Annotated in this window: 22 protein-coding genes; 7 read left to right on the top strand and 15 right to left on the bottom strand. The window is 73.4% G+C overall.

Going from position 1 to position 24,080, the window contains the following annotated elements; all coding sequences use genetic code 11:
• Positions 1 to 7: 7 nt before the first annotated feature.
• Entirely contained in the window at positions 8 to 316 is a 309-nt protein-coding gene (locus tag Ae505Ps2_RS00665) for an EthD family reductase (protein ID WP_020625275.1), read from the top strand.
• A gap of 43 nt (positions 317 to 359) precedes the next feature.
• On the opposite strand, the gene Ae505Ps2_RS00670 is transcribed toward Ae505Ps2_RS00665, so the two are convergent.
• On the bottom strand, positions 360 to 1,400 hold the full coding sequence (locus Ae505Ps2_RS00670; RefSeq protein WP_020625276.1) for a 3-isopropylmalate dehydrogenase: 1,041 nt from the start codon (positions 1,398 to 1,400) through the stop codon (positions 360 to 362).
• Positions 1,401 to 1,642: 242 nt separating this feature from the next.
• Between Ae505Ps2_RS00670 and Ae505Ps2_RS00675 the strand changes: the two genes are divergently transcribed.
• On the top strand, positions 1,643 to 2,653 hold the full coding sequence (locus tag Ae505Ps2_RS00675; protein ID WP_075312899.1) for an LLM class flavin-dependent oxidoreductase: 1,011 nt from the start codon (positions 1,643 to 1,645) through the stop codon (positions 2,651 to 2,653).
• A gap of 28 nt (positions 2,654 to 2,681) precedes the next feature.
• On the opposite strand, the gene Ae505Ps2_RS00680 is transcribed toward Ae505Ps2_RS00675, so the two are convergent.
• From Ae505Ps2_RS00680 to Ae505Ps2_RS00700, 5 genes are all read right to left on the bottom strand, one after another.
• Complete coding sequence (locus Ae505Ps2_RS00680) at positions 2,682 to 2,942, bottom strand: hypothetical protein (RefSeq protein ID WP_020627336.1); 261 nt, start codon at positions 2,940 to 2,942, stop codon at positions 2,682 to 2,684.
• An 85-nt stretch (positions 2,943 to 3,027) separates the two neighbouring features.
• A complete protein-coding gene (gene serA, locus Ae505Ps2_RS00685; protein ID WP_075310674.1) occupies positions 3,028 to 4,638 on the bottom strand; it encodes a phosphoglycerate dehydrogenase in 1,611 nt (536 codons plus the stop codon).
• Between the two features lie 263 nt (positions 4,639 to 4,901).
• Entirely contained in the window at positions 4,902 to 5,906 is a 1,005-nt protein-coding gene (ilvC, locus tag Ae505Ps2_RS00690) for a ketol-acid reductoisomerase (RefSeq protein ID WP_075310672.1), read from the bottom strand.
• Between the two features lie 54 nt (positions 5,907 to 5,960).
• Entirely contained in the window at positions 5,961 to 6,470 is a 510-nt protein-coding gene (gene ilvN, locus Ae505Ps2_RS00695) for an acetolactate synthase small subunit (RefSeq protein WP_060712994.1), read from the bottom strand.
• Entirely contained in the window at positions 6,467 to 8,419 is a 1,953-nt protein-coding gene (locus Ae505Ps2_RS00700) for an acetolactate synthase large subunit (protein WP_075553326.1), read from the bottom strand. The genes ilvN and Ae505Ps2_RS00700 overlap by 4 nt, the downstream gene beginning before the upstream one ends.
• A gap of 269 nt (positions 8,420 to 8,688) precedes the next feature.
• Here Ae505Ps2_RS00700 and Ae505Ps2_RS00705 point away from each other — a divergent pair, with 269 nt between their 5' ends.
• The 4 genes from Ae505Ps2_RS00705 to Ae505Ps2_RS00720 all read left to right on the top strand — a co-directional run bounded on the left by Ae505Ps2_RS00705 (position 8,689) and on the right by Ae505Ps2_RS00720 (position 13,762).
• Positions 8,689 to 9,237 (top strand): PH domain-containing protein, encoded by a 549-nt coding sequence (locus tag Ae505Ps2_RS00705; RefSeq protein ID WP_020627341.1) that lies wholly within the window; start codon positions 8,689 to 8,691, stop codon positions 9,235 to 9,237.
• A gap of 178 nt (positions 9,238 to 9,415) precedes the next feature.
• Entirely contained in the window at positions 9,416 to 11,257 is a 1,842-nt protein-coding gene (gene ilvD / locus Ae505Ps2_RS00710) for a dihydroxy-acid dehydratase (protein WP_020627342.1), read from the top strand.
• 68 nt (positions 11,258 to 11,325) lie between these two features.
• Positions 11,326 to 12,324, top strand: a complete 999-nt coding sequence (locus tag Ae505Ps2_RS00715) for an aldo/keto reductase (RefSeq protein ID WP_075310668.1) — start codon at positions 11,326 to 11,328, stop codon at positions 12,322 to 12,324.
• A 55-nt stretch (positions 12,325 to 12,379) separates the two neighbouring features.
• Positions 12,380 to 13,762 (top strand): NAD-dependent succinate-semialdehyde dehydrogenase, encoded by a 1,383-nt coding sequence (locus Ae505Ps2_RS00720; RefSeq protein ID WP_075310666.1) that lies wholly within the window; start codon positions 12,380 to 12,382, stop codon positions 13,760 to 13,762.
• A 19-nt stretch (positions 13,763 to 13,781) separates the two neighbouring features.
• On the opposite strand, the gene Ae505Ps2_RS00725 is transcribed toward Ae505Ps2_RS00720, so the two are convergent.
• From Ae505Ps2_RS00725 to Ae505Ps2_RS00765, 9 genes are all read right to left on the bottom strand, one after another.
• Positions 13,782 to 15,014, bottom strand: a complete 1,233-nt coding sequence (locus Ae505Ps2_RS00725; RefSeq protein WP_075310664.1) for a glycosyltransferase 87 family protein — start codon at positions 15,012 to 15,014, stop codon at positions 13,782 to 13,784.
• Between the two features lie 75 nt (positions 15,015 to 15,089).
• Complete coding sequence (locus tag Ae505Ps2_RS00730) at positions 15,090 to 15,752, bottom strand: response regulator transcription factor (RefSeq protein WP_139320104.1); 663 nt, start codon at positions 15,750 to 15,752, stop codon at positions 15,090 to 15,092.
• Positions 15,749 to 16,939, bottom strand: a complete 1,191-nt coding sequence (locus tag Ae505Ps2_RS00735) for a histidine kinase (RefSeq protein ID WP_139320105.1) — start codon at positions 16,937 to 16,939, stop codon at positions 15,749 to 15,751. Before Ae505Ps2_RS00735 ends, Ae505Ps2_RS00730 begins: the two co-directional genes overlap by 4 nt.
• Position 16,940: 1 nt before the next feature.
• The gene (locus Ae505Ps2_RS00740) at positions 16,941 to 17,828 is read right to left on the bottom strand and encodes an aminoglycoside phosphotransferase family protein (protein WP_075310662.1); all 888 of its coding nucleotides are present in this window, start codon (positions 17,826 to 17,828) and stop codon (positions 16,941 to 16,943) included.
• Positions 17,825 to 18,427 carry a DoxX family protein gene (locus Ae505Ps2_RS00745; protein WP_075333788.1) on the bottom strand — a complete coding sequence of 201 codons (603 nt, stop codon included), beginning with the start codon at positions 18,425 to 18,427 and terminating at the stop codon, positions 17,825 to 17,827. Before Ae505Ps2_RS00745 ends, Ae505Ps2_RS00740 begins: the two co-directional genes overlap by 4 nt.
• Before the next feature lie 71 nt (positions 18,428 to 18,498).
• Complete coding sequence (locus Ae505Ps2_RS00750; protein ID WP_075310658.1) at positions 18,499 to 19,758, bottom strand: MFS transporter; 1,260 nt, start codon at positions 19,756 to 19,758, stop codon at positions 18,499 to 18,501.
• Complete coding sequence (locus Ae505Ps2_RS00755) at positions 19,755 to 20,768, bottom strand: aminotransferase class I/II-fold pyridoxal phosphate-dependent enzyme (RefSeq protein ID WP_139320106.1); 1,014 nt, start codon at positions 20,766 to 20,768, stop codon at positions 19,755 to 19,757. Before Ae505Ps2_RS00755 ends, Ae505Ps2_RS00750 begins: the two co-directional genes overlap by 4 nt.
• A complete protein-coding gene (locus Ae505Ps2_RS00760) occupies positions 20,765 to 22,003 on the bottom strand; it encodes a cytochrome P450 (RefSeq protein WP_075310656.1) in 1,239 nt (412 codons plus the stop codon). Before Ae505Ps2_RS00760 ends, Ae505Ps2_RS00755 begins: the two co-directional genes overlap by 4 nt.
• A 49-nt stretch (positions 22,004 to 22,052) precedes the next feature.
• Positions 22,053 to 22,889: a TauD/TfdA family dioxygenase gene (locus Ae505Ps2_RS00765; protein WP_075310654.1), complete on the bottom strand. Its 837-nt coding sequence runs from the start codon at positions 22,887 to 22,889 to the stop codon at positions 22,053 to 22,055.
• A gap of 163 nt (positions 22,890 to 23,052) precedes the next feature.
• Here Ae505Ps2_RS00765 and Ae505Ps2_RS00770 point away from each other — a divergent pair, with 163 nt between their 5' ends.
• Positions 23,053 to 24,069 (top strand): methyltransferase, encoded by a 1,017-nt coding sequence (locus Ae505Ps2_RS00770; RefSeq protein ID WP_075310652.1) that lies wholly within the window; start codon positions 23,053 to 23,055, stop codon positions 24,067 to 24,069.
• Positions 24,070 to 24,080 lie beyond the last annotated feature (11 nt).

The following is a 24,080-nucleotide window of genomic DNA, read 5'->3' on the forward strand; positions in this document are numbered from 1 at the left end:
AACACCCGTGTTCCAGCTGACCGCCCTGTACAACCACCCCGAGGACGCCGCCGCGTTCGACAAGCACTACGACGAGGTGCACGCCCCGCTGGCGAAGAAGATCCCCGGCGTGGCCCGGGTCACCGTCTCCCGTCCGGTCCCGGGGCCGGACGGCGCGCAGCCGCCGTACCACCTCGTGGCGGTCCTGGAGTTCCCGGACGCCTCGGCGTTCCAGGCCGGGATGGGCGGCCCCGAGGGCCAGGCCGCCGTCGCCGACCTCGACAACTTCGCCGGGGCCGGGGTGACCCTGCTGACCGGGCCGTCGAACCAGGTCTGAGCCGGTGGGTGGCCGCCGGGACCCGGCGGCCACCCGTACCGCGTCAGTTGGTGGCGACCTCGCGGCTCGACACGAGCGCGGCGAGCCGGTCCCCGATCGACGACGTGTTGCCGGTCGCCGCGTGGTCCCGGGTGGCCAGGTCGAACGCGACCGCGGCCTCGATGCGGCGGGCCGAGTCGCGGTCGCCCATGTGGTCGAGCAGCAGCGCGACCGACAGCACGGCGGCCGTCGGGTCGGCGATGCCCTGGCCCGCGATGTCCGGGGCCGAGCCGTGCACCGGCTCGAACATCGCCGGGTGGGTACGGCTGGCGTCGATGTTGCCGCTCGCCGCGAGGCCGATGCCGCCGGTGACCGCCGCCGCCAGGTCGGTGAGGATGTCGCCGAACAGGTTGTCGGTGACGATCACGTCGTACCGGCCCGGGTCGGTGACCAGGTGGATCGTGGTCGAGTCGACGTGCTGGTAGGCCACCGACACCTCGGGGTACTCCAGCGACACCTCCTCGACGATCCGCGACCACAGCGCGCCGGCGAAGGTCAGGACGTTGGTCTTGTGGACCAGCGTCAGGTGCTTCTTCGGCCGCCGCTGGGCGCGGGCGAACGCGTCGCGCACGACCCGGTCGATGCCGAACGCGGTGTTCTGGCTGACCTCGGTCGCGATCTCGTGCGGGGTGTCCTTGCGGAGCAGGCCGCCGGTACCGACGTACGGGCCCTCGGTCCCCTCGCGCACGACCACCAGGTCGATCTCCGGGTTGCCGGCCAGCGGGCCGCGCACCCCCGGGTAGAGCCGCGCGGGGCGCAGGTTCACGTGGTGGTCCAGCTCGAAGCGCAGGCGCAGGAGCAGGCCGCGCTCGAGGATGCCGCTGGGCACCGACGGGTCGCCGACAGCGCCCAGCAGGATCGCGTCGTGCTGCTTGATCTCGGTCAGCACCGTCTCCGGGAGCAGCTCGCCCGTGGAGTGCCAGCGGGCGGCACCGAGGTCGTACTCGGTCGTCTCCACGTCGCGGGCGACCTCGCCCAGGACCTTGAGTGCCTCGTTGATCACTTCCGGGCCGATGCCGTCACCGGGGATGACCGCAAGGCGCATGACCTCGTCCTCTCGTCGTACTGCTGGCCGCACGCTACCGCCTGCCGACGCAGGGTCATCGTTCGGCCACCCACTGGGGTGGTCCCGTCCGGGTGAGGTGTGCGCCGCACGCGGTCGGAGTACCCCCGACACACGGCCGTTCCGGGGACACCGGCGCGTGTCGAGGGGTGCGACGACGACCGCGACGGTCACCCGTCCGGGTGACGGGGAAGAAGCGCGACGACGGCGTCGTTGCCCCGGACGTGCCCACGCCCGACCGCCCGCTGCGTCGCCTCGGCTTCCTCACCATCGGCTCCTTCGACGGCGACGACCCGCGCCCCGGACACGAGACGACCCTGGAGATGATCGCCCTGGGCGAGCGTCTGGGCTTCGACTCGGCCTTCGTCCGGCACCGTCACCTGCAGTTCGGCATCTCCTCGCCGGTCGCGGTGCTCGCCGCGGCGACCCAGCGGACCTCACGGATCGAGCTCGGGACGGCCGTGGTCCCGCTCGGCTGGGAGAACCCGCTGCGTCTCGCCGAGGACCTGGCGACCGTCGACGTGCTCTCCGGCGGCCGGCTCAACCCGGGCGTCTCGGTCGGGCCGCCGATGCAGTGGGAGCACGTGCGGGACGCGCTCTACCCGGACACCGCCGACGTCGAGGACTTCGGCCGCGAACGGGTGTCGAGGCTGCTGCGCCTGGTCCGCGGGGAGCGGGCGAGCACCTTCTCCGGGACGGTCGGGATCGAGTCCTTCTCCGAGCGGGTGCAGCCGCACTCCCCCGGTCTGGCCGGACGCATGTGGTACGGCGCGGGCAGCGACTCCTCCGCCGTCTGGGCCGCGGAGCAGGGGCTCAACCTGCTCACGAGCAACGTGGTCCGCAGCGGCGGGGAGAGCGACTTCGCCGCGATCCAGTCCCGGCAGATCCGCGCCTACCGCGCGGCGAACCCGGCGGGACGGGTGTCGCAGGGGCTGGTCGTCGTCCCCACCGACTCCGCGACGCCCGCCCAGCGCGAGCGCTACGCCGCCTACGCCCGGGAACGCGACGCCAGGGTCGGCGTCCCGCAGGGCCCGGCCGGGCTGCTGTTCGCCCGCGACCTGGTCGGCACCTCCGCCGAGATCGCCGAGCGTCTGTGGGCCGACGCCGGGTTCCGGGAGGTCGACGAGGCGGTGTTCGCGCTGCCGTTCGGCTTCCCGCACGACGACTACGTCCAGATCGTCACCGACATCGCCGGCGCGCTCGGACCGGCACTGGGCTGGACCCCGCGCGGCTGACCCGCCCCGGCGGGCGGCCGCCCCGGGCTCAGTGCCCGGCGCGCGGCAGCGACCGGCGGGCCCGCACCCGGCCCGGCGCCTCGATCAGCCCGACGAGCGCGGCGAGGACCACGAGCATGCCGGGGCCGATCGTCATCGTCGCCGACGGCGGCCCGGTCACGATCGCCATCACCGACACGACGTAGGGCACGGTCAGCGACAGCCCGGTGACGAACCCGACGCCGAGCAGCACCAGGCACGCGACGCCGATCGCCGCACCGGCCAGCACCAGCGCCCGCAGCCAGCTCACTGGAGTACTCCCTCTCGACGTGGCGAGCGGACACGATCCCACGCCGGGCCCGGCCGGCACAGGTCCGTTCCCGCGATCCGGGACGTCAGTCGTCGAAGGAGATCAGCCGGATCGTCCGGGCGCCGACCGAGGCGCCGATCGGCTCCAGCACCGCCGGGTCGATCTGGCGGTCCACCCGCAGCAGCATGATGGCGTCGGTGCCGTCGGTGGTCTGCGAGATCTGGGCGGCCTCGATGTTGACCGCGGCCTCCCCCAGCAGCGACCCGACCCGGCCCATCACGCCGGGGCGGTCGGCGTACTCCAGCAGCACGACCTCGCCCTCGGCGCGCAGGTCGAAGTGCCGTCCGTTGATCTCGACGAGCTTCTCGACCTCGGCACGGCCGGTCAGGGTGCCGGACACGGTGACCTTCTCGCCGTCGGGCATGGCACCGCGCAGCTGCACCACGCTGCGGTGGTTGGCGCTCTCCGGACTGGTGGTGATCTCCACGGCGACCCCGCGCTCCTCGGCGAGCTGCGGCACGTTCACGAAGGTCACCTGGTCCTCGACGACGTGGGTGAACACCCCGCGCAGCGCGGCCAGGCCGAGGACCTGGACGTCCTCGCTGGCCAGCTCGCCCGCGACGTCGACGGTGACCGAGGTCGGGGTCCGCCCGGCGACGGCGTGCAGCGTGGTGCCCAGCTTCTGCACCAGCGGCAGCCAGGGCCGGACCTCCTCGCCGACGGCGCCGTGGATCTGCACGTTGACCGCGTCCGGCACGAACTCCCCGGCAAGCGCCAGCTGCACCGAGCGGGCCACGTCGGTCCCGGCCCGGTCCTGCGCCTCGGTGGTGGAGGCACCCAGGTGCGGGGTGACGACGACGTTCTCCAGCTCGAACAGCGGGCTGGACGTGGTCGGCTCGGTGACGTAGACGTCGATCCCGGCGCCACCGACGTGCCCGGAGCGGACCGCCTCGGCCAGGGCGTCCTCGTCGATCAGGCCACCGCGGGCGGCGTTGACGAGGAGCACCCCGGGCTTGGTGAGCGCGAGCTGGTCCTTGCCGATGAGCCCGAGCGTCTCCGGGGTCTTCGGCAGGTGCACGGTGATCATGTCCGCGGTGCGGAGCAGGTCGTCGAGGTTCAGCAGCTCGATGCCGAGCTGGGCGGCGCGCGACGGCGCGATGTAGGGGTCGTAGGCGACCAGCGTCATGCCGAACGCGGCGAGGCGCTGCGCGACGAGCTGCCCGATCTTGCCGAGACCGACGATGCCGACGGTCTTGCCACCCAGTTCGACCCCGCCGTAGGACGAGCGCCGCCACTCGCCGGACCGCAGCGCGGCGTCCGCCGCCGGGATGTGGCGCGCGGTCGCGAGCAGCAGCGCGATGGCGTGCTCGGCGGCGGAGACGATGTTGGAGGTCGGGGCGTTGACGACCATCACCCCGCGCGCGGTGGCGGCGGGGACGTCCACGTTGTCCAGGCCGACCCCGGCACGCGCGACGACCTTGAGCCGGCCGGCCGCGGCCAGCGCCTCGGCGTCGACCCGGGTGGCGGACCGGACCAGGAGCGCGTCGGCGTCGGCGAGTGCCGCCAGCAGGGCCGGACGGTCGGTGCCGTCGACGCGGCGGATCTCGACGCCGTCACCGAGCAGCTCGACGGCGGAGGGCGCGAGCGTCTCCGCGAGCAGGACGACGGGACGGTGGTCGGTGGCTGCGGTGCTCACGGTGTGCGAGTGCTCCCCGAGGTCGGTGCGCGAACGTCGACCATCCTAGGACCGCGCGGGCCGTCGCGGACCGGGACGGACGGACGGACGGGTCGTCGCACGGCACACCCCGAACGCGCGAAACCCCCGCCCGGTGTCGCCGGTACGGGGGTTTCGCGTCGCCTGGTCCGGATGGGTGCGTCCGGACCCGGGCATCCGCGGGCCGTCTGGGGCCCGGGCGGATTCATCCTGCCGGACGCGTCCGGCAGAGGGTCATACGAGGGTCACTTGGCCTTCTCGCCGACCCAGCTCATCAGGCCGCGGAGCTTCTCGCCGACCTGCTCGATCGGGTGCTCGGCGCCCTGCTGCTGCAGCTTGGTGTAGTTGCCGCGGCCGGCCTCGTCCTCGGCCACCCACTCGCGGGCGAAGGTGCCGTCCTGGATCTCGCCCAGGATCTTCTGCATCTCGGCCTTGACCGCGGGCGTGATGACGCGCGGGCCGCGGGTGAGGTCGCCGTACTCGGCGGTGTCGGAGATGGAGAAGCGCTCGTTGGCGATGCCGCCCTCGTACATGAGGTCGACGATCAGCTTGAGCTCGTGCAGGCACTCGAAGTAGGCGATCTCCGGGGCGTAACCGGCCTCGGTCAGCACCTCGAAACCGGTCTGGACCAGCGCGGCGGCACCGCCGCAGAGCACGGCCTGCTCACCGAACAGGTCGGTCTCGGTCTCCTCCTTGAAGGTGGTCTCGATGACGCCCGCGCGGGCACCGCCGATCCCGGCCGCGTAGGAGAGCGCGAGTGCCTTGGCGTTGCCCGAGGCGTCCTGCTCGACGGCGATCAGGGCGGGGACGCCCTTGCCGTCGACGAACTGGCGGCGGACCAGGTGGCCCGGGCCCTTCGGGGCGACCATGGCGACGTCGACGCCTCCCGGGGGCTTGATCAGCTCGTAGCGGATGTTGAAGCCGTGCCCGAAGAACAGCGCGTCGCCGTCCTTCAGGTTCGGCTCGATGTCCTGGGCGTAGATGAAGCGCTGCTTGGTGTCGGGCGCCAGGACCATGATCACGTCCGCCCAGGCGGAGACCTCGGCCGGCGTGCCGACCTCGAGCCCCTCGTCGGCGGCCTTCTGCCGGGACTTGGAGCCCTCGGGCAGACCGATCTTCACCTCGACCCCGGAGTCACGCAGCGACAGCGAGTGCGCGTGCCCCTGGGAGCCGTAGCCGATCACGGCGACCTTGCGGCCCTGGATGATCGACAGGTCGGCGTCGGCGTCGTAGTAGATGTTGACACTCATGGCTCTGGGACGGTTCCTCTCAGGGGGTGTGTAGCCGTCGGCTACGCGGTCTGTCTAACGGACGGCCGCGGCGGTGATGGACCGGGGGCCGCGGCCGACGGCCACCATCCCGGACTTCACCATCTCGCGGATCCCGTAGGGCTCCAGCATGCGCAGGAGCGCGGTGAGCTTGTCGGCCGAACCGGTGGCCTCGACGGTCAGTGCCTCCGGCGAGACGTCGACCACCTTGGCGCGGAACAGCTGCACGGTCTCGACGACCTGGCTGCGCACCGTGGCGTCGGCCCGGACCTTGACCAGCAGCAGCTCGCGCTGCACCGAGGCGTCCGGCTCCAGCTCGACGATCTTGATGACGTGCACCAGCTTGTTGAGCTGCTTGGTGACCTGCTCCATCGGGAGCTCGTCCACCTCGACGACGATCGTCATCCGGGAGACGTCGGGGTGCTCGGTCGGGCCCACGGCGAGGGAGTTGATGTTGAACCCGCGCCGGGAGAACAGCCCGGAGACCCGGGCCAGCACGCCCGGCTTGTCCTCGACCAGGACCGAGAGGGTGTGGAGCTCGCTCACTTCTCGCCCTCCAGGGCCTGCTCGGTGACATCGGCGACCGCGTCGACCGAGGCGGCCAGCTCGTCGTGCTCGAACTCCGGCCGGATGTCGCGCCGGACGTTGATCTCGTCGTTGCTCATCCCCGCGGCGACCATCGGCCACACCTGGGCGTCGGCGCCGACGACGAACTCCACGACGACCGGCCGGTCGTTGATCTCCATGGCCTGGTGGATGACCCGGTCGACGTCGGACTTGGACTCGACCCGCAGCCCCTCGCAGCCCATCGCCTGCGCGAGCATCGGGAAGTCCGGGATGCGCAGCTTGTGGGTGTTGAGGTCGGTGTTGGAGTACCGCTCGCCGTAGAACAGGTTCTGCCACTGGCGGACCATGCCGAGGTTGCCGTTGTTGATGACGGCGACCTTGATCGGGATGCCCTCGATCGCGCAGGTGGCGAGCTCCTGGTTGGTCATCTGGAAGCAGCCGTCGCCGTCGATGCACCAGACGACGGTGTCCGGCGCGCCGACCTTGGCGCCCATCGCGGCCGGGACCGCGTAGCCCATGGTCCCGAGCCCGCCCGAGTTCAGCCAGGTCCGCGGCTTCTCGTACTTGACGAACTGGGCGGCCCACATCTGGTGCTGGCCGACCCCCGCGGCGTAGATCGCGTCGGGCCCGGCGATCGCGCCGATCCGCTCGATCACGTACTGCGGGGACAGCGCACCGTCGCTCGGCTCGTCGTAGCCGAGCGGGTAGCGGTCGCGCAGCCCGCCGACCTGCTTCCACCAGGAGGACAGGTCCGGCTCGCCGTGCTCGGCGCGGTCGGCACGGACGGCCTCGACCAGGTCGGCCAGGACCTCCTTGCAGTCCCCGACGATCGGCACGTCGGCGCGCCGGTTCTTGGAGATCTCGGCCGGGTCGATGTCGGCGTGGATGATCTTCGCCTCGGGGGCGAAGCTCTCCAGCTTGCCGGTGACCCGGTCGTCGAACCGGGAGCCGAGGGCGACCAGCAGGTCGGCGCGCTGCAGCGCCGCGACCGCGGCGACGGTGCCGTGCATCCCGGGCATGCCCAGGTGCAGCGGGTGGCTGTCGGGGAACACACCGCGCGCCATCAGGGTGGTGACGACGGGCGCCCCGGTCAGCTCGGCCAGCTCCCGAAGCTCTTCGGCGGCCTCGGCCTTGAGGACGCCGCCGCCGACGTAGAGCACCGGCTTGGCCGACTCGCGGATGAGCCGGGCGGCCTCGCGGATCTGCTTGCCGTGCGGCCGGGTCGTCGGCCGGTAGCCGGGCAGCTGCAGCTCCGGGGGCCAGGAGAACGTGGTCTGCTCCTGCAGCACGTCCTTCGGGATGTCCACCAGGACCGGACCGGGCCGGCCGGTGGACGCCAGGTGGAAGGCCTCGGCGATCGCGCGCGGGATCTCCGTCGCGTCGGTCACCAGCATGTTGTGCTTGGTCACTGGCATGGTGATGCCGGTGATGTCGGCCTCCTGGAAGGCGTCGGTGCCGATCAGCGGCCGGGTCTGCTGACCCGTGATGGCCACCAGCGGCACCGAGTCCATGTGCGCGTCCGCGATCGGGGTGACCAGGTTCGTGGCCCCCGGTCCGGACGTCGCCATGCAGACCCCGACCTTGCCGGTGGCCTGCGCGTAACCGGTCGCAGCGTGTCCGGCGCCCTGCTCGTGGCGGACGAGGATGTGACGCACCTTCGTCGAGTCCAGGAGCGGGTCGTAGGCGGGCAGGATCGTCCCGCCGGGCAGCCCGAAGACGACCTCGCAGCCGATCTCCTCGAGCGAACGCACCAGGGACTGGGCGCCGGTCATGGGCTCGTCCACGATCCGCGGACCGGGGACGGCGGTGTCGGCGAGCGCAGAGGTGTGACTGCGGGACGTCGTGGTGCCGGCCGGAGCGGCGGACCGGCCGGGCGGCGGGCCCGGCTTCGGGCCGGACGAGCCGGACTTGGCGGGGACGGTGGTCATCTGGGTCTGCCTCGCTGGAGATCGTGTCGATCAGATGCCGGACATGGGCTGGACATGAAAAAACCCCCGCCGCCCGGTTGCTCCGGGCGCTGCGAGGGTGAGCGCGTCGTCGTTCGAGATGGTCGAACTCAGGCGACGACGCGCCCAAGAAGTACGAGAATTCGAACGGCGAACATGCGTCGACGCTAGCACGCGTCCCACGGACGGAGTCAAACGACCCCACCCGTCCGGGCCGCCGTCACCCCTCCCCCGTTTGCCACACTGGGGTCGTGAGCAGCACCGACGACCACGCCGTCCCCGCCGACACCACCTCCGCCGCCGCGCCGCGGGCCACGGCGGCGTCCCAGCAGGTGGACAGCGAGCTGGCGTGGACCCCACGGGTCCGCGACGAGGGCCGCAAGCTCCGCGTGGGCTCGCGCGCGCTGGTGTTCAAGCCGAGCCGGCTGACCATCTTCGCCATCCTGGTCGCGGTCGTCGGGTCGACGCCGCTGGTGTTCAGCCTGCCGTGGTTCTGGGTCGTGCTCGTGCTCCCGGTGGCGGCGATCGCCTGGATCCTGCGGGTCCGCACCACCGTGGACCCGGAGACGCTGACCGTGCGCAGCGCGTTCTCCTCCCGCACCGTGGACTGGGACGACGTGCGCGGTCTGCGGATCGGCTCGCGCTCGCGGGTCAGCGCGGTGCTGGGTGAGGACGACGACCTCGTCCTGCCCGCGGTGCACGCACGCGACCTGCCCGCGCTCTCGGTCGCCAGCGGCGGCCGCTTCGCCGACCCGGCCGCGGTGACCGAGCCGGAGGAGGACCCGGCCGAGGGTCACTGACGACACCGACGCCCGTCGCGGGGCGTACGGTTGCGGGCGATCGGCCCGCCGGCCGACGGGACGCGACCCGCCCCGCCGCCGTCGCGCCGCACCCCGGGCGGCTCGCGCCCACGCTCCGCGACGCGCCCACCGGGGTCCCCTCACGAACCACCACGGAAGACCCGGCTGGAGAAGACCGATGCCCGCCCTGCGTTCCCGCGTCACCACCCACGGTCGCAACGCCGCCGGAGCGCGTTCGCTCTGGCGCGCGACCGGCATGGGTGACGACGACTTCGGCAAGCCGATCGTCGCGATCGCCAACTCCTACACCCAGTTCGTGCCCGGCCACGTGCACCTCAAGGACATGGGTGACCTCGTCGCGGGCGCGATCAAGGAGGCGGGCGGGGTCGCCAAGGAGTTCAACACGATCGCCGTCGACGACGGCATCGCGATGGGCCACGGCGGGATGCTCTACTCGCTGCCCAGCCGCGAGATCATCGCCGACGCGGTGGAGTACATGGTCAACGGCCACGCGGCCGACGCCCTGGTCTGCATCTCCAACTGCGACAAGATCACGCCGGGCATGCTGAACGCCGCGATGCGGCTGAACATCCCGACCGTGTTCGTCTCCGGCGGGCCGATGGAGGCCGGCAAGGCGGTCGTCGTCGGCGGCGTCGCGCAGGCCCCCACCGACCTGATCACCGCGATCTCGGCGTCCGCGTCGTCGGAGGTGGACGACGCCGGCCTGGCCGAGGTCGAGCGCTCGGCCTGCCCGACCTGCGGGTCCTGCTCCGGGATGTTCACCGCGAACTCGATGAACTGCCTCACCGAGGCCCTCGGGCTCTCGCTGCCGGGCAACGGCTCCACCCTCGCCACCCACGCCGCGCGCCGCGAGCTGTTCCTGAACGCGGGCCGCACCGTGATGGACCTGGCGACCCGCTGGTACCGCGACGACGACGCCTCCGCGCTGCCCCGCAACATCGCCACCCGCGAGGCGTTCGAGAACGCGATGGCCCTCGACGTCGCGATGGGCGGCTCCACCAACACGGTGCTGCACATCCTGGCCGCCGCCCAGGAGGGCGAGATCGACTTCGACCTGGCCGCGATCGACGCGATCTCCCGGCGGGTGCCGTGCCTGTCCAAGGTCGCGCCGAACTCGGACTACCACATGGAGGACGTCCACCGGGCCGGTGGCATCCCCGCCCTGCTGGGCGAGCTGTGGCGGGCCGGGCTGCTCAACACCGGGGTGCACGCGGTGCACTCCCCCTCGCTGGAGCAGTGGCTCACCGAGTGGGACATCCGGTCGTCGGCGCCGTCGGAGACCGCGATCGAGCTCTACCACGCCGCGCCGGGCGGGGTCCGGACCACGCAGGCGTTCTCCACCGAGAACCGCTGGTCGAGCCTCGACACCGACGCCGCGGGCGGCTGCATCCGCGACATCGAGCACGCCTACTCCGCCGACGGCGGCCTGGCCGTGCTGCGCGGCAACCTCTCGGTCGACGGCGCCGTGATCAAGACCGCGGGCATCCCCGAGGACATCTGGGAGTTCGAGGGCCCGGCCGTGGTGCTGGAGAGCCAGGAGGAGGCCGTCTCGGCGATCCTCAAGAAGGAGATCAAGCCCGGCGACGTGCTGGTCATCCGCTACGAGGGCCCCGCAGGCGGGCCGGGTATGCAGGAGATGCTGCACCCGACCGCGTTCCTCAAGGGCGCCGGGCTGGGCAGGGTCTGCGCCCTGATCACCGACGGCCGGTTCTCCGGTGGCTCGTCGGGCATCTCGGTCGGCCACGTCTCCCCCGAGGCGGCCGCTGGCGGCACGATCGGCCTGGTCGAGAACGGCGACCGGATCCGGCTCGACGTCCGCGCCCGGTCCCTGGAGCTGCTCGTCGATCCCGAGGTGCTCGCCGACCGGCGCGCCAAGATGGAGTCCTCCGAGCGGCCGTGGCAGCCCGTGGACCGGCAGCGCGTCGTGTCGAAGGCGCTGCGCGCCTACGCCCACATGGCGACCAGCGCCGACACCGGGGCGGTCCGCCGCATCCCCTGATCCGCACGTCACGACGGCCCCGGTCCGCGCCCTGCGGACCGGGGCCGTTCGCGTCTAGGTTGATTGGCATGGCTACCGGAACCGGCCTCGGAACCCGTCGACTCGGCGATCTCACCGTCTCTGCCCAGGGCCTGGGCTGCATGGGCATGAGCCAGGCCTACGGCGACACCTCCGACCGCGCCGAGTCGATCGCGACGATCCACCGCGCCCTCGACCTGGGCGTCACCCTGCTCGACACCGCGAACGTCTACGGCGACGGCGCCAACGAGGAGCTCGTCGGCGCCGCGATCGCCGACCGGCGCGACCGCGTGGTCCTGGCCACGAAGTTCGGCATCACCCGCGACGCGGACGGCAACCAGGGCGCCCGGGGCGACGCCGCCTACGTGCGGCAGTGCGTCGAGGAGTCGCTGCGGCGCCTGCGCGTCGACCACATCGACCTGTACTACCAGCACCGGGTCGACCCGGACACGCCGATCGAGGAGACCGTCGGCGCGCTCGTCGGGCTGATCGAGGAGGGGAAGATCCGCCACTACGGCCTGTCCGAGTGCGGCGCGGACACGCTGCGCCGCGCGCACGCGGTGCACCCGCCGGCCGCGGTGCAGTCGGAGTGGTCGCTGTGGACGCGTGACATCGAGCGCTCCGTCGCGCCCACCTGCGCGGAGCTCGGTGTCGGCATCGTGCCGTTCTCCCCGCTGGGCCGCGGCTTCCTGACCGGCGCGATCACCTCGACCGGCCAGTTCGGCGAGGGCGACATGCGCCGCGGCCTGCCCCGCTTCTCCGAGGAAAACCTGGCCGCCAACCTCGCGATCGTCGACGCGCTGAAGGCCGTCGCGCAGCGCCGTGGGGTCACCGCCGGGCAGCTCGCGCTGGCCTGGGTGCAGAGCCGCGGGGAGCACGTCGTCCCGATCCCGGGCACCAAGCGCCGGACCTACCTGGAGCAGAACGTCGAGGCGGCGACGCTGGAGCTGACCGCGCAGGAGCTCGCCGAGATCGAGGCCGCCGCACCGGCGTCCGCGGTCGCGGGCGAGCGCTACCCGGAGCACCTGCAGCGCAACGTCGGGCGTTGACCCTGCGATGACTCTGCGATGTTTGCCCGTTTCCGAGGAAGGACACCCGTCGTACATGACCTCCTACGTCACGACCAACCCCGCCACCGGGAAGACCGAGAACGAGTTCCCCGAGCTCACCGACGCCGAGGTCGGTGACGTCCTGCGCCGGGTCACCGAGGCGTTCCCGTCCTGGCGTTCGACCCCGGTCGGGGACCGGGCGCAGATCCTGGTCCGGGTCGCCGAGGCCTACGAGGCCCGCCGTGACGAGCTCGCCACCCTGATCGCGACCGAGATGGGCAAGCCGGTCCGGGAGGCCGCGGGCGAGGTGGCGCTGGCGGCGTCGATCTACCGCTGGTACGCCGAGCACGGCCCGGAACTGCTGGAGCAGGAGACGCTCGACCCGCAGGGCGCCGCGGAGTCGGTGGTGCAGACCGAGCCGGTCGGGCCGCTGATCGGCGTCATGCCGTGGAACTTCCCCTACTACCAGGTGGCGCGCTTCGTCGCGCCGAACCTGATGGTGGGCAACACGATCGTCCTCAAGCACGCCCCGATCTGCGCGGCGTCGGCCGCGGTGATGGCCGAGATCTTCCACGACGCCGGCGTCCCGGCCGACGTCTACGTCAACGTGTACGCGACCAACGACCAGATCGCGGAGATGATCGCCGACCCGCGGGTGCGCGGGATCTCGCTGACCGGCAGCGAGCGGGCCGGTGCCGCGGTCGCCGAGACCGCGGGCCGGAACCTGAAGAAGGCCGTGCTGGAGCTGGGCGGCTCGGACGCCCTCATCGTGCTCGACGACGCCGACATCGCCCGCACCGCGAAGGTCGCCGCCCGGGCCCGCCTGATGAACGCCGGCCAGGCCTGCAACTCCCCGAAGCGGATGATCGTGCCGAACGACAAGGTCGAGGAGTTCGTGTCGGTGCTGGTCTCGACGTTCGAGTCGACCGAACCGGGCGACCCGACCGACCCCGGCACCCGGCTCGGCCCGCTGTCCTCGGTCACCGCCCGCGACGGCGTCGCCGAGCAGGTGCGTCGCGCCGTGCAGCAGGGCGCCACCCTGCACACCGGCGGCGACGTCGTCGACGGCGACGGCGCCTTCCTCCGCCCCGCGGTCCTGACCGGCGTCACGAAGGACATGGACGCCTACTCCGAGGAGATCTTCGGCCCGGTCGCGGTGGTGTACGGCGTCGACTCCGTCGACGAGGCCGTCTCCCTGGCCAACGACGTGGACTTCGGGCTCAGCGGGTCGGTGTGGAGCACCGACTCCGACCGCGCCCGGGAGGTCGCCGACCGCCTCGATGTGGGCATGGCCTACGTCAACGAGCACGGCACCACGCTGCCCGGACTCCCCTTCGGCGGGGTGAAGCGCTCCGGCTTCGGCCGCGAGCTGGGCCGCTGGGGCATGGGCGAGTTCGTCAACACCCGGCTGCGCCGTACGGCCGAGGCCCGCGACTGAGGGCACGCCGAGAGGCACCTCAGGGCCGTCCGCGGACGCGCCCGGCAGCCGTGGGGTGCCTCTCGGCGACCGTGTCCCGGCGCAGGGACCACGCGATCGCGACGAGGACGGCGAGTCCCCAGAGCGGCAGATTGGCGGCGACCAGCTGGTCCAGCACACCGCCGCTCCCGTTCCGGACCAGCCAGTGGGGCCCGATCGCGAACAACGGCACACCGGCGAGGAGCACCCCGCACAGCGCTCGGGAGCGGCTCCGCCGCGCGTGCTCGACCAGGACGGGCCCGAAGGCCAGGACCCAGACCCAGTGATGCGACCACGAGATCGGCGAGACCAGCGCCCCGGCGACGGCCAGTACCGCCGCCCCCACCAGCGGGAACCCCTCCCGTATGCAGCGCCGGGCCAGGACCAGTGCAGCCGCGCCCACCGCGGCGGCCGCCACGCACCACAAGCCGATCGTCACGGTGCCGGTCGCACCGGACCGGACCAGGATCCCGCGCAGGCTCTGGTTCTCGACGTAGCCGAGATCGAGCGGGATCCCGACCCCGCTGAGCCGCTCGGACCAGAAGGCGACCGAGTCCGCCGGAGCGAGCACCGCACCGAGCACGATCGACGCCGCGAAGGTGGCCAGCGCGACGACGGCCCCCCGGCGGTCACCCCGCATGACCAGCCAGACCACGAAGACCAGCGGCGTCAGCTTGACCGCCGCCGCGAGCCCGATCGGCACCCCGCGCCACCGGTCCCAGAACGCACCCCGGGCGAGCAGCCCGGCAGCGACCAGGCCGACCAGGAGGATGTTGACCTGGCCGAGGAACAACACCAACCGGACCGGGTCGGTCAGCAGCACCACCGGAGTCGCCGCCGCGAGCCACCGGGCCCGGACCGGTCGGCCCACCGCGCGCTGCATCGCCGCTCCCACGACCGGCACCAGCGCGGCCGACACCACGGTCAGCAGCGTGGCCGCGAGCGGCATCGGCACCGACGTGAGTGGGACGAACAGCACCGCCGCGATCGGCGGGTACACGAACGGCAGGGGCTCGCCGTACCCGGTCGGGAACACCTCGGTGTAGAGCGGTCGTCCCGTCAGCCACGCCTGGGCCGCCTGGCGGTACACGTCGAGGTCGATCCGGTACTGGGCCGTCCACCCGGTCGACAGGAGCCCGATGCCCTCGATCCCGTGCAGGAACAGGAAGGCCACGCCCACCGATGCGGCGAACGTCGCGAGCGGGAGCAGCGGTCCGTGGCGCGAGAGCAGCATGACGGCACCCTCCGGTGGTGGAGGGGGCCGAGGCGTCACCCCGGGGCGGGAACCCCGTCCGGCTCTCCAGGGGGATCAGCGCCCCGGTTCGACCAGTCCGCTCTCGTAGGCGACCACGACGGCCTGGGCCCGGTCGCGCAGGTGCAGCTTGGAGAACAGCCTCCCGACGTGCGACTTGACCGTCTCCTCCGCGACGACCAGGTCGGCGGCGATCTCGCGGTTCGACAGGCCGCGGGCGATCAGCCGCAGCACGTCCCGTTCACGGGAGGTGAGTGCGGCCAGGCGTGCGGTCTCCGCGCGTGACGGCGGGCGGTGGGCCGCGAACCGCTCGATCATCCGGCGCGTCACCGACGGCGCCAGCAGTGCGTCGCCTGCGGCGACCGTGCGCACCGCGGTGGCGAGCACGTCCGGCGGGGCGTCCTTCAGCAGGAACCCGCTCGCCCCGGAACGGAGCGCCTCGTAGACGTAGTCGTCGACGTCGAAGGTCGTCAACACGACGACACGGGGGCGATGGCCACGCGCGTCCGCCAGCAGCTCCCGGGTGGCCGCGATGCCGTCGAGGACCGGCATCCGGACGTCCATCAGAACCACGTCGGGACGGCGGTCCCGGACGACGGCGACCGCTTCCCGTCCGTCGGCCGCCTCGCCGAGGACGGTGATGTCCGGTTCCGCGTCCAGCAACGCCGCGAAGCCGGCACGCACCATGGCCTGGTCGTCCACCACCACGACACCGATCACGTCGTCCCCCACGGCAGACGGGCCCGGACGACGAACCCGCCGTCGTCGGTCGGGCCGCTCTCCAGCGTCCCGCCGAGCAGACGGGCACGCTCGGCCATGGCACGCAGCCCGGTCCCCGCCCCCGGTGCCGGCACGGGCGGTGCCGGCGGGCGGGCGTTGGTGACCTCGATGCACACCGGTCCGCCGGGCGTGGCCGTGACCCGGACATCGATCGCGGCGCCCGTCGCGTGCCGGACGGCGTTGGCCAACGCCTCCTGCACGATCCGGTGCACCGAGACGGCGACGACGTCGGGGACGCGGTCGCCGCCGTCCACGTCGAGGGTGACCGGGCAGCCGGCTCCCCGGGTGGCCTCGACCAGGGCCGGCAGGTCGGAGAGACCGGGCTGGGGCGCGTTCCCGGCCCGGTGCGGATCGTCGTCCGGGTCGTCGTCGCGCAGCACCCCGACCAGGCGACGCATGTCGGCGAGAGCGGACCGGGACAGGGCGGCGAGCTCGTCGAACTCGACGGCGGCCGAGTCGGGGACGCCCGGGATGCGTCGGGTCGCGCTGGCCGAGCGCACCGCCAGGACCGACAGGTGGTGGGCGACGACGTCGTGCAGCTCCCGCCCGATACGGTCCCGCTCCGTCCGGAGTGCCCGCGTCCGGAGCTCCTGCTGCTCGTCCACGAGTGCCGACCACCGGTCCCGGCTCCGGATCCCCACCGCAGCGGCCAGCAGCATCGAGACGACCCACAGCACGGCGAGCGACCACTCTGGGCCCGTCCATTGCCCCGAGTCCGGCGAGACGACCGTCCGGAGCGTCGCGGCGAGCGCCATCAGACCTCCCAGGACGGCGGTGCTCCGCGGCCGCAGCGCCGACGCCGCGACGAGCAGGATCGCCGCCTGGGAGAGATGGGTGTCCACCATCCAGGGGAGCGGTGCACCGCCGGGTCCCGGCCACGGAAGCTGCAGGAGCACCGTGGCCGCGAGTGCCCACCCCGGGCGGTCGCGGGCCACCACCAGGGCGATCGCGAAACAGACCGCCCGTGCGAGCAGCAGAACGTCGTCGAGCTGCTGGAAGGTGAGGACGGCCAGGGCCGCCACGCCCAGTGCCGCCGGCAGGAACGGCCATCGCGGCCAGACCCGGCGGCCGCTGTCCGGCCACACCGGCACCCGCGCCGACCGCACGTCCGACCACAGGCCGCCCACGTCACCCACCCACGATCGCGCCGAACTCGTCCAGCGCCGCGGTCACCACGGCGACCATGGAGGTGGCCCGGTCGCCCGGCTGGTGATCGGCGGCGAACGACAGGTACTGCACGTGGGCCTGGGCTCGCGCCCACGCGGTCTCGGCAGCGACCATCGCGGGCGGGTCCGGTGCGCCCAGAGCGGCGTGGAGCGTGTCCCGGTAGACCACGGGGACCGGCGCCGCCGGTGCGTCGGCGGGCCCGTCGGCGGGCGGCGCGGTGAGCACCACCACGTCGAGCGACCCGGCCGCGACGCGGGCGTTGCCCCAGTCCAGCAACGTCGCCCCGGACGGGCCGACGAGGACGTTCCCCCGGTGGGCGTCGCCGTGGCACAGGGTGCGGGGCAGGACGCGCAGCGCGGTGCGGGCGCGCTCGTCGTCCGCCCACCTCGCGACGAGGTCCGCCCCGTCGTGCCCGGCGGTGCGCAGGCGCTCGGCGGCGTGCCCGCACCGGGCCGCCCACCAGGCGTCGTCGACGACAGGGATGCCGCGTGGGCGGTTGCGCCGCCAGTGCGCGTGCACCAGCGCGAGGGTGCGCCACACCTCGTCGGGGACGGGGGCGTCGTCGGGCAGCGGGGTCCCGTCGACGTGCTCCAGCAGCACCCAGCCGTCGCCGGAGGCGAGCAGCCGCGGGAGCCGCACGGGGCCGTTGACCACCGCGACGGCGCGCAGCGCGGCGGCCTCGACCGCACCGGTCCGCTTGAGGACGACCGCGGTGCCGTCGTCGAGGTCGATCCGTTCGGCACCGCCGGAGCCGTATCCGCCGCTCAGCGGGGTCCGGTCGCGGACCGCGACCGTACGCCGGCGGCGCCGGGCGAGCGGGCCCAGCCAGGCCTGGTCGGGAACGGTCACCGCCGCAGCACGAACAGGACCAGCAGCGCCACCGCGACGCCGACGACCAGCGACAGCACCGCCCACGGCAGCGGGCGGCGCTGGTAGGTGCGTCCGGCGTCGAGCGCGATCCGCCCGGCCCCGGCAAACACCAGCGCCGCGGCCCCGGCGCCGAGCAGCAGGTCCAGCTCCAGGGAGTTCGCGCCGTCCGAGGCGAACAGCGGCACGCTGGTCACCGGCACCAGCGCGACCGTCACCGCGACGATCTTCGTGGCCAGCAGGCCCGCCGCGGCGAACGGGGTCAGCAGACCCAGTACGAGCAGCACGCCGGACACCAGCTGGCCGACCGCGAGCACCCACGCCAGCGGCCCGGCGAACGCGACGAACCCGGCGTCGGCGAGTGCGGCGGCGCTCGCGTCGAGACCGATGCCGCCCGCGACGCCGAAGAGCTTCCGCGCACCGGCCGCGGCGAACGAGGCGCCGACGACCAGGCGCAGCACGAGCAGCCCGATGTCGGAGGAGACGTGCGCGGGCACCGGGAGCCGCTCCGGCCGGGTCGACTCCGGCGGTGCGTCGCCGGAGATGTTGCCCCAGTCGTAGTGCTGCGTGGGCCCGCTCATGGCGCCGGACCCTACCGGGACACCGGTCGTCTCCCCCGGCGCCGCGCGGCCCCGAGTGGCGCCGGGCCCGCTCAGCGCACCGACCGGACGAACATCACCGTCACGACGGCCGCCGCCACCAGCCCGGCCGCGACCGTGTACAGCAGCGGGTAGCTGTCGCCGGAAGCCGCCAGCACCGAGACCGCGACCACCGGTGCGAGGGACTGCGAGACCGTCCCGGCGACGTTGTACAGCCCCAGGCCGAAACCGCCGTGGGCGTCGCCCTCCGGGAGCACCTCGGTCGCCAGCGCGAGGTCCACGGCCAGGAAGACGCCGTAGGCGACGAAGCCGACCGAGGCGCCCAGCACGAACGTCGTGACGTCCTGCGCCAGCGCGATCAGCAGCATCGACACCGCGAACAGCGCCGCCGAGCAGCCCACCAGCACCCGGCGCCTGCCGAGCCGGTCGGACAGCCAGCCGGCCAGCGGGGCCACCACGAGCTTCAGCACCGCGCTGAGCGTGCTGTTCAGCGCCACCACCGAGGTCGCGACCGCGACGGTCACGCCCAGGTGGTCGGTCAGGGTGTAGAGCTGGAAGTTGAAGAAGATGTAGTAGCCGGTGAGCAGCAGGAACCGGCCCGCCCAGACGAACCCGAAGTCGCGGTAGCGCGCCAGCTGGGCGAGGCGCTCGCCCCACGGGACGCGCCCGGCCGGGGCGCGCGTCCCGGGTCCGGCCGACCGGTCGGGCAGCACGACGAGCAGCGCCGCGGTCGTCAGCACCGCGAACGCGGCCGGGCCGAGGAACAGCGCGACCGGCTGGTTCCCCAGCCAGACCGCGCCCCAGGTCCCGGCGCTCAACCCGGCCTGCAGGGCGACCCCGATCCAGCCGGAGACCCGGCCGCGCCGATCCGGCGGGACCTGGTCGGCGAGCACCGCGAACAGCGCCGAGAACGCCAGGTTGAGGAACAGCGACGCGATCGACCAGCCGAGCACCATCCCCCAGCGCTCCGGCACCAGCGCGATCACCAGCAGGCCCGCGACCCCACCCAGCAGGCCCAGCACCAGCCACGGCCGGCGACGGCCCCAGCGGGAGACGGTGCGGTCGCTGAGCCAGCCGCCCAGCGGCTGGGCGACCGAGGCGAACACCGTGCCGATCGCCAGGGTGGTGGCGAGGACGGCGGTCTTCTCCTCGCCGTAGAGCTGCTGGGCGCGCAGGGCGAGCGTCACCGCCACGGGGGTGGCCGTCGTCGCCATCAGCCCGGCGAACGCGAGGAGGTAGAACGGCATGAACAGCCGCGACGTCCGAGGGGCCGGTGCGGCGGTCTCCTGCCGGGTGCCCGGGCTGGTGGTCACGGCGCGGTTCCGCCCGGAGCGGGGTCGAAGCCGGCGGCCGCGGCGAGGACGGCGTCGTTCGCCGGGGGAAGGCCGGTGCTGACCCGCACCCCGAGCCCGTCCTGGTCGCGGACCGCGATCCCGGCGGCGGCGAGGCGCTCCACGAACGCCCGGCTGCGCCCGCCGAGGCGGACCCACACGAAGTTGCCGCCGCTGGGCGGCACGTCGAAGCCGAGCGCCAGCAGTCCGTCGCGGACCCGGTCGCGTTCGGCGGCCACCGCACGGCACTGCTCGCGCATCCGCTCCTCGGCGTCCATGGCGGCCAGCGCGGCCGCCTGGCCGAGGGTCGGCACCCGGTAGAACGGCGTGCTGGGCCGGATCGGTGCGGTGACCCGCTCGGCGGCGACGAGGTAGCCCACCCGCAGGCCCAGCAGCCCGTGCGACTTGGAGAAGGTGCGGACCACCACGACCCGGTCGTCGTGCGCGGCCAGGCCGAGCACGTCGGCGACCGCGTCCGGGTCGGCGAACTCGCGGTAGGCCTCGTCGACGAGCAGCAGGACGTGCGGGGGCAGGTCGTCGAGCAGCTGCTGCACCGCCGCGGTGCCGAGTACCTCACCGGTGGGGTTGTCCGGGTTGCAGAGCACCACGACACGGGTGTCGTCGGTGACCGCCTTCGCCACCCCGGCGAGGTCGCTGCCGTCGGGGCCGTCCGGCACGGCGACGGCCGTCGCGCCGGTGTTGCGGATCAGCAGCGGGTACATCGCGAACGACGGCGCGGTGTGCACGACCGTCGTGCCGGGGGTGCAGTGCGCGGCGAGGAACTGCTGGAGCAGCGCGCCCGATCCCGCGCCCGCGACGACCCGGGTCGCGGGCACCCCGAGCCGCCGGGCGATCTCGGCGGTGAGGCCCTCGGACAACGCGTCGAGTGTGTGGCCGATCGTGTCCAGCGACCCGGTCAGCGCCTCGCGCACCCCGGGCAGGACGGGCCAGTGGTTCTCGTTGAAGGACAGCTGGTGGACGACGGGGGTCACGCTCGTCGCTCCTGTTCCTGGTCGGGGGTGGGGCCCAGCAGCACAGGGAAGGTCCGCGGGGCGTGGACGTGCACGCTGCGCCGGAAGGTCAGCTCGTCCTCCGCCGCGGTGGCCCGCAGCTGCGGGAACCGGCCGAACAGCGCGGTGAGCGCCACGTCGGCCTCCAGCCGCACCAGCGCCGCACCGAGGCAGCGGTGGATGCCGTGGCCGAAGGCGACGTGCCCGGCGGTGTCCCGGTCGGGGTCGAGCCGCGTCGGGTCGTCGAACCGGCTCGGGTCACGGTTCGCGGCCCCGGTGGACAGGGTCACCGACGCGCCGCGCGGGATCGCCGTCCCACCGATCTCCATGTCCTCGGTCGCGAAACGCAGCGAGGCGTTCAACGCCGGCGACGCCCACCGCAGCAGCTCCTCGACCAGCGCGGGGGCCGTCTCCGGCGAGGCGAGCCGCCGCCGGGCGTCCGGCTCGGTCAGCAGTACCCGGACACTGTTCGTCACGAACACCGCCGTCGTCTCGTGCCCGGCCATGAGCAGCAGCATCGCCATCGCGACGATCTCGATGTCGGAGAGCTGCTCGCCGTCCTCGGAGGCGGCGATCAGGCCGGAGAGCAGGGCCTCGTCGGGGTCGCGGCGACGCGCGGCGACCAGGCCGCCGAGGTAGTCGGCCATCTGGTTCGACGCCCGGACCAGCTCCGGCTCGGGGCACTCGTCGATCAGCACCGTCGACCAGTGGGCGAAGTCCTCGCGGTCCAGCTCGGGGACCCCGATCAGCTCGCAGATGACCTCCATCGGCAGCGGGATCGCGTACCGGCCGACCAGGTCGACCGGCTCGTCGACGGGGAGCGCGTCGAGCAGGTCGTGGGCCAGCTTCTCGACCCGCGGCCGCAGCGCCGCGATCCGCCGGGCGGTGAACGCCTGGGTCACCAGCCGGCGCAGCCGGGTGTGCTCCGGCGGGTCGAGCGAGGTCAGCATGTGCGACATCGGGGCGGGCAGCCCCGGCGGCGCCGCGGCGCGCTCGGCGGGCGGCAGCGACGCCCGCCAGTCCTTGGCGAGGCGCTCGTCGGCCAGCCCCGCCCGGACGTCGGCGTAGCGGGTGACCAGCCAGGTCGGGCCGGTCTCGAAGGTGACCTCGCGGACCGGGCAGTCCCGGCGGGCCCCGGCCAGTGCGGTGTGCGGGTCATGCCAGTAGGTCTCGAGGAACTCCTCGGACCCGGCGCTCGTGGTGGTCGTCTCGCTCATGGCGGTCTCCCCTGCTGCGGTGCCGGTCGGTTCGTGCCGGTCGTGCCGGTCAGTCCTTGACGGCCGTCGCGCTCATCCCGGCGGCCTGGTGGTGCGGCCAGCGCGCCGGCTCGCCCTTCGGGTGGTCGCCGAGCACGGTGACGCGGCGGCCGACCCGGCGGCCGGTGTAGTCGTTGACGGCGTAGTGCTGGGTGGCCCGGTTGTCCCAGATCGCGACCCCACCCTCGCTCCAGCGGTAGCGGCAGACCCGCTGCGGGCTCTCGGAGACGTCGAACAGGTGGGCCAGCAGCGCGGTGCTCTCCCCCGGGGTCAGCTGCGGGATGCGCCGGGTGAACATCCGGTTGACGTACAGCGAGCGCCGCCCGGTGTCCGGGTGCACCCGGACGACCGGATGCTCGGCCTCGCTGCGGTAGGAGCCGTTCGGGTGCTCGAAGACGTGCAGCGCGGTGAGCCCGTCGAGCAGCTCCCGCAGCGGGGCGGACAGCGCCTCGTAGGCGAGGTACTGGTTGCTCCACATGGTGTCGCCGCCGACCTCGGGGCCCTGCACGATCTGCAGCACCGACGCGATCGGCGGGGTCTGGGAGAACGTGACGTCGGTGTGCCAGACGTCGGCCTTCGCCCCCTGGTCGGAGTCGAGGAGGACGATCTCGTCGTGCCCGTCCAGCTTCGGCAGGAACGGGTGGACCTCCAGTGGGCCCAGCCGCCTGCCGAACGCCTCGTGGTCGGCCGGGTCGAGACCGGCGTTGTCGGGCAGGAAGAGCACGAGGTGGTCGAGCAGGAGCCGGTACAGGTGCGCGAACACCTCGTCGTCCACGTCGGCGAGCGCGAGCCCACGCACCTCGGCCCCCAGCGCTCCGGAAACCGGACGGACGTCGAGCGAAACCATGTGAAAACCTTTCCGTACGCATTGTTCGACCGCCGTACCGCGCCGGCGGAATCGGTCGGGGAAATGCTGTGTCGAATTGTCACGGACCCTTGTCGGAATCCGCTCCGAACTGCCATCGTCAGTGGCGGACCGACTTCCCCTCCCGTTCGTCGAAAGGAACTCCGTGACCAGTCCGACCACGCAGGACGGCACCGCCGCTCTCGCCGCACTCGTCGACCTGGCGACCCCGTTCGCGGTGCGCACCGCGGTCGCCCTGCGGCTGCCGGAGCTGGTCCGGGACGGTCGAACCGACGCCGGTGAGCTCGCCGCGGCCTCCGGTGCCGATCCCGACGCGCTCGTCCGGCTGCTCCGCCATCTCGTCTCGGCCGGACTGTTCGCCGAGCCCGCGCCGGGCCGGTACGCGCTGACCCCGGTCTCCGAGGCGTTGCTGGACGACCGCAACGCACTGCTGCGTGCCTGGCTCGACGCCGACGGGCCGGGCCTGCGGATGGACCTCGCCTACGGCGGGATGCTGCACGCGGTCCGCACCGGCCGCTCGGCCTACCCCGCGGTGCACGGCCGAGAGTTCTGGGCGGACTACCGCGCCGACGAGCGGCTGCGCCTGTTCTTCGGCGCGACGATGGCCGGCTTCGCCTGGCAGACCGGTCCCGAGGTCGCCGCCGGGTACGACTGGGCGCCGGTCTCCTCGGTGCTCGACGTCGGCGGCGGCACCGGGGCGCTGCTCCACGCGGTCCTGTCCGCGCACCCGCACCTGCACGGCGCCGTGCTCGACCTGCCGGAGGTCGCCCCGGAGGCCGAGGAGTTCCTGTCCGGGGCCGGGCTGGGCGAGCGGGCCCGCTTCGTCGGCGGCAGCTTCCTGGAGCCACTGCCCACCGGCTACGACGTGCTGCTGGTGTCCCGGGTGCTCACCGACTGGCCCGACGAGGACGCCGTCCGGATCCTGCGCCGCTGCGCCGAGGCCGTCGCGCCCGACGGCCGGGTGCTGGTGGTCGAGGTGCTGGCCGGGGAGGAGCACGCGAAGAACAACGCGTCGTTCGACCTGCAGTCGCTGACCCTGCTGGGCGGCCGGGAGCGGGCACCGGAGGCCTTCGACGTCCTCGCGGCCGAGGCCGGTCTGGTCGCCCGGGGTCGCCGGGACGGCGCGAACGGTCTGGTCGTGCTGGAGTACGCCAGGGCGTGAGGTCCGTGGGG

This window comes from Pseudonocardia sp. Ae505_Ps2, from assembly GCF_001932425.1.
In the GTDB taxonomy this organism is placed as follows: domain Bacteria; phylum Actinomycetota; class Actinomycetes; order Mycobacteriales; family Pseudonocardiaceae; genus Pseudonocardia.

What these genes read in the sequence shown, in the direction of transcription:
- Ae505Ps2_RS00670 (WP_020625276.1), bottom strand. Translation starts at nt 1,400, where the DNA reads ATGCGCCTTGCGGTCATCCCCGGTGACGGCATCGGCCCGGAAGTGATC.
- ilvC (WP_075310672.1), bottom strand. Translation starts at nt 5,906, where the DNA reads ATGAGTGTCAACATCTACTACGACGCCGACGCCGACCTGTCGATCATC.
- Ae505Ps2_RS00700 (WP_075553326.1), bottom strand. Translation starts at nt 8,419, where the DNA reads ATGACCACCGTCCCCGCCAAGTCCGGCTCGTCCGGCCCGAAGCCGGGC.
- ilvD (WP_020627342.1), top strand. Translation starts at nt 9,416, where the DNA reads ATGCCCGCCCTGCGTTCCCGCGTCACCACCCACGGTCGCAACGCCGCC.
- Ae505Ps2_RS00715 (WP_075310668.1), top strand. Translation starts at nt 11,326, where the DNA reads ATGGCTACCGGAACCGGCCTCGGAACCCGTCGACTCGGCGATCTCACC.
- Ae505Ps2_RS00720 (WP_075310666.1), top strand. Translation starts at nt 12,380, where the DNA reads ATGACCTCCTACGTCACGACCAACCCCGCCACCGGGAAGACCGAGAAC.
- Ae505Ps2_RS00725 (WP_075310664.1), bottom strand. Translation starts at nt 15,014, where the DNA reads ATGCTGCTCTCGCGCCACGGACCGCTGCTCCCGCTCGCGACGTTCGCC.
- Ae505Ps2_RS00745 (WP_075333788.1), bottom strand. Translation starts at nt 18,427, where the DNA reads ATGAGCGGGCCCACGCAGCACTACGACTGGGGCAACATCTCCGGCGAC.
- Ae505Ps2_RS00760 (WP_075310656.1), bottom strand. Translation starts at nt 22,003, where the DNA reads ATGAGCGAGACGACCACCACGAGCGCCGGGTCCGAGGAGTTCCTCGAG.
- Ae505Ps2_RS00765 (WP_075310654.1), bottom strand. Translation starts at nt 22,889, where the DNA reads ATGGTTTCGCTCGACGTCCGTCCGGTTTCCGGAGCGCTGGGGGCCGAG.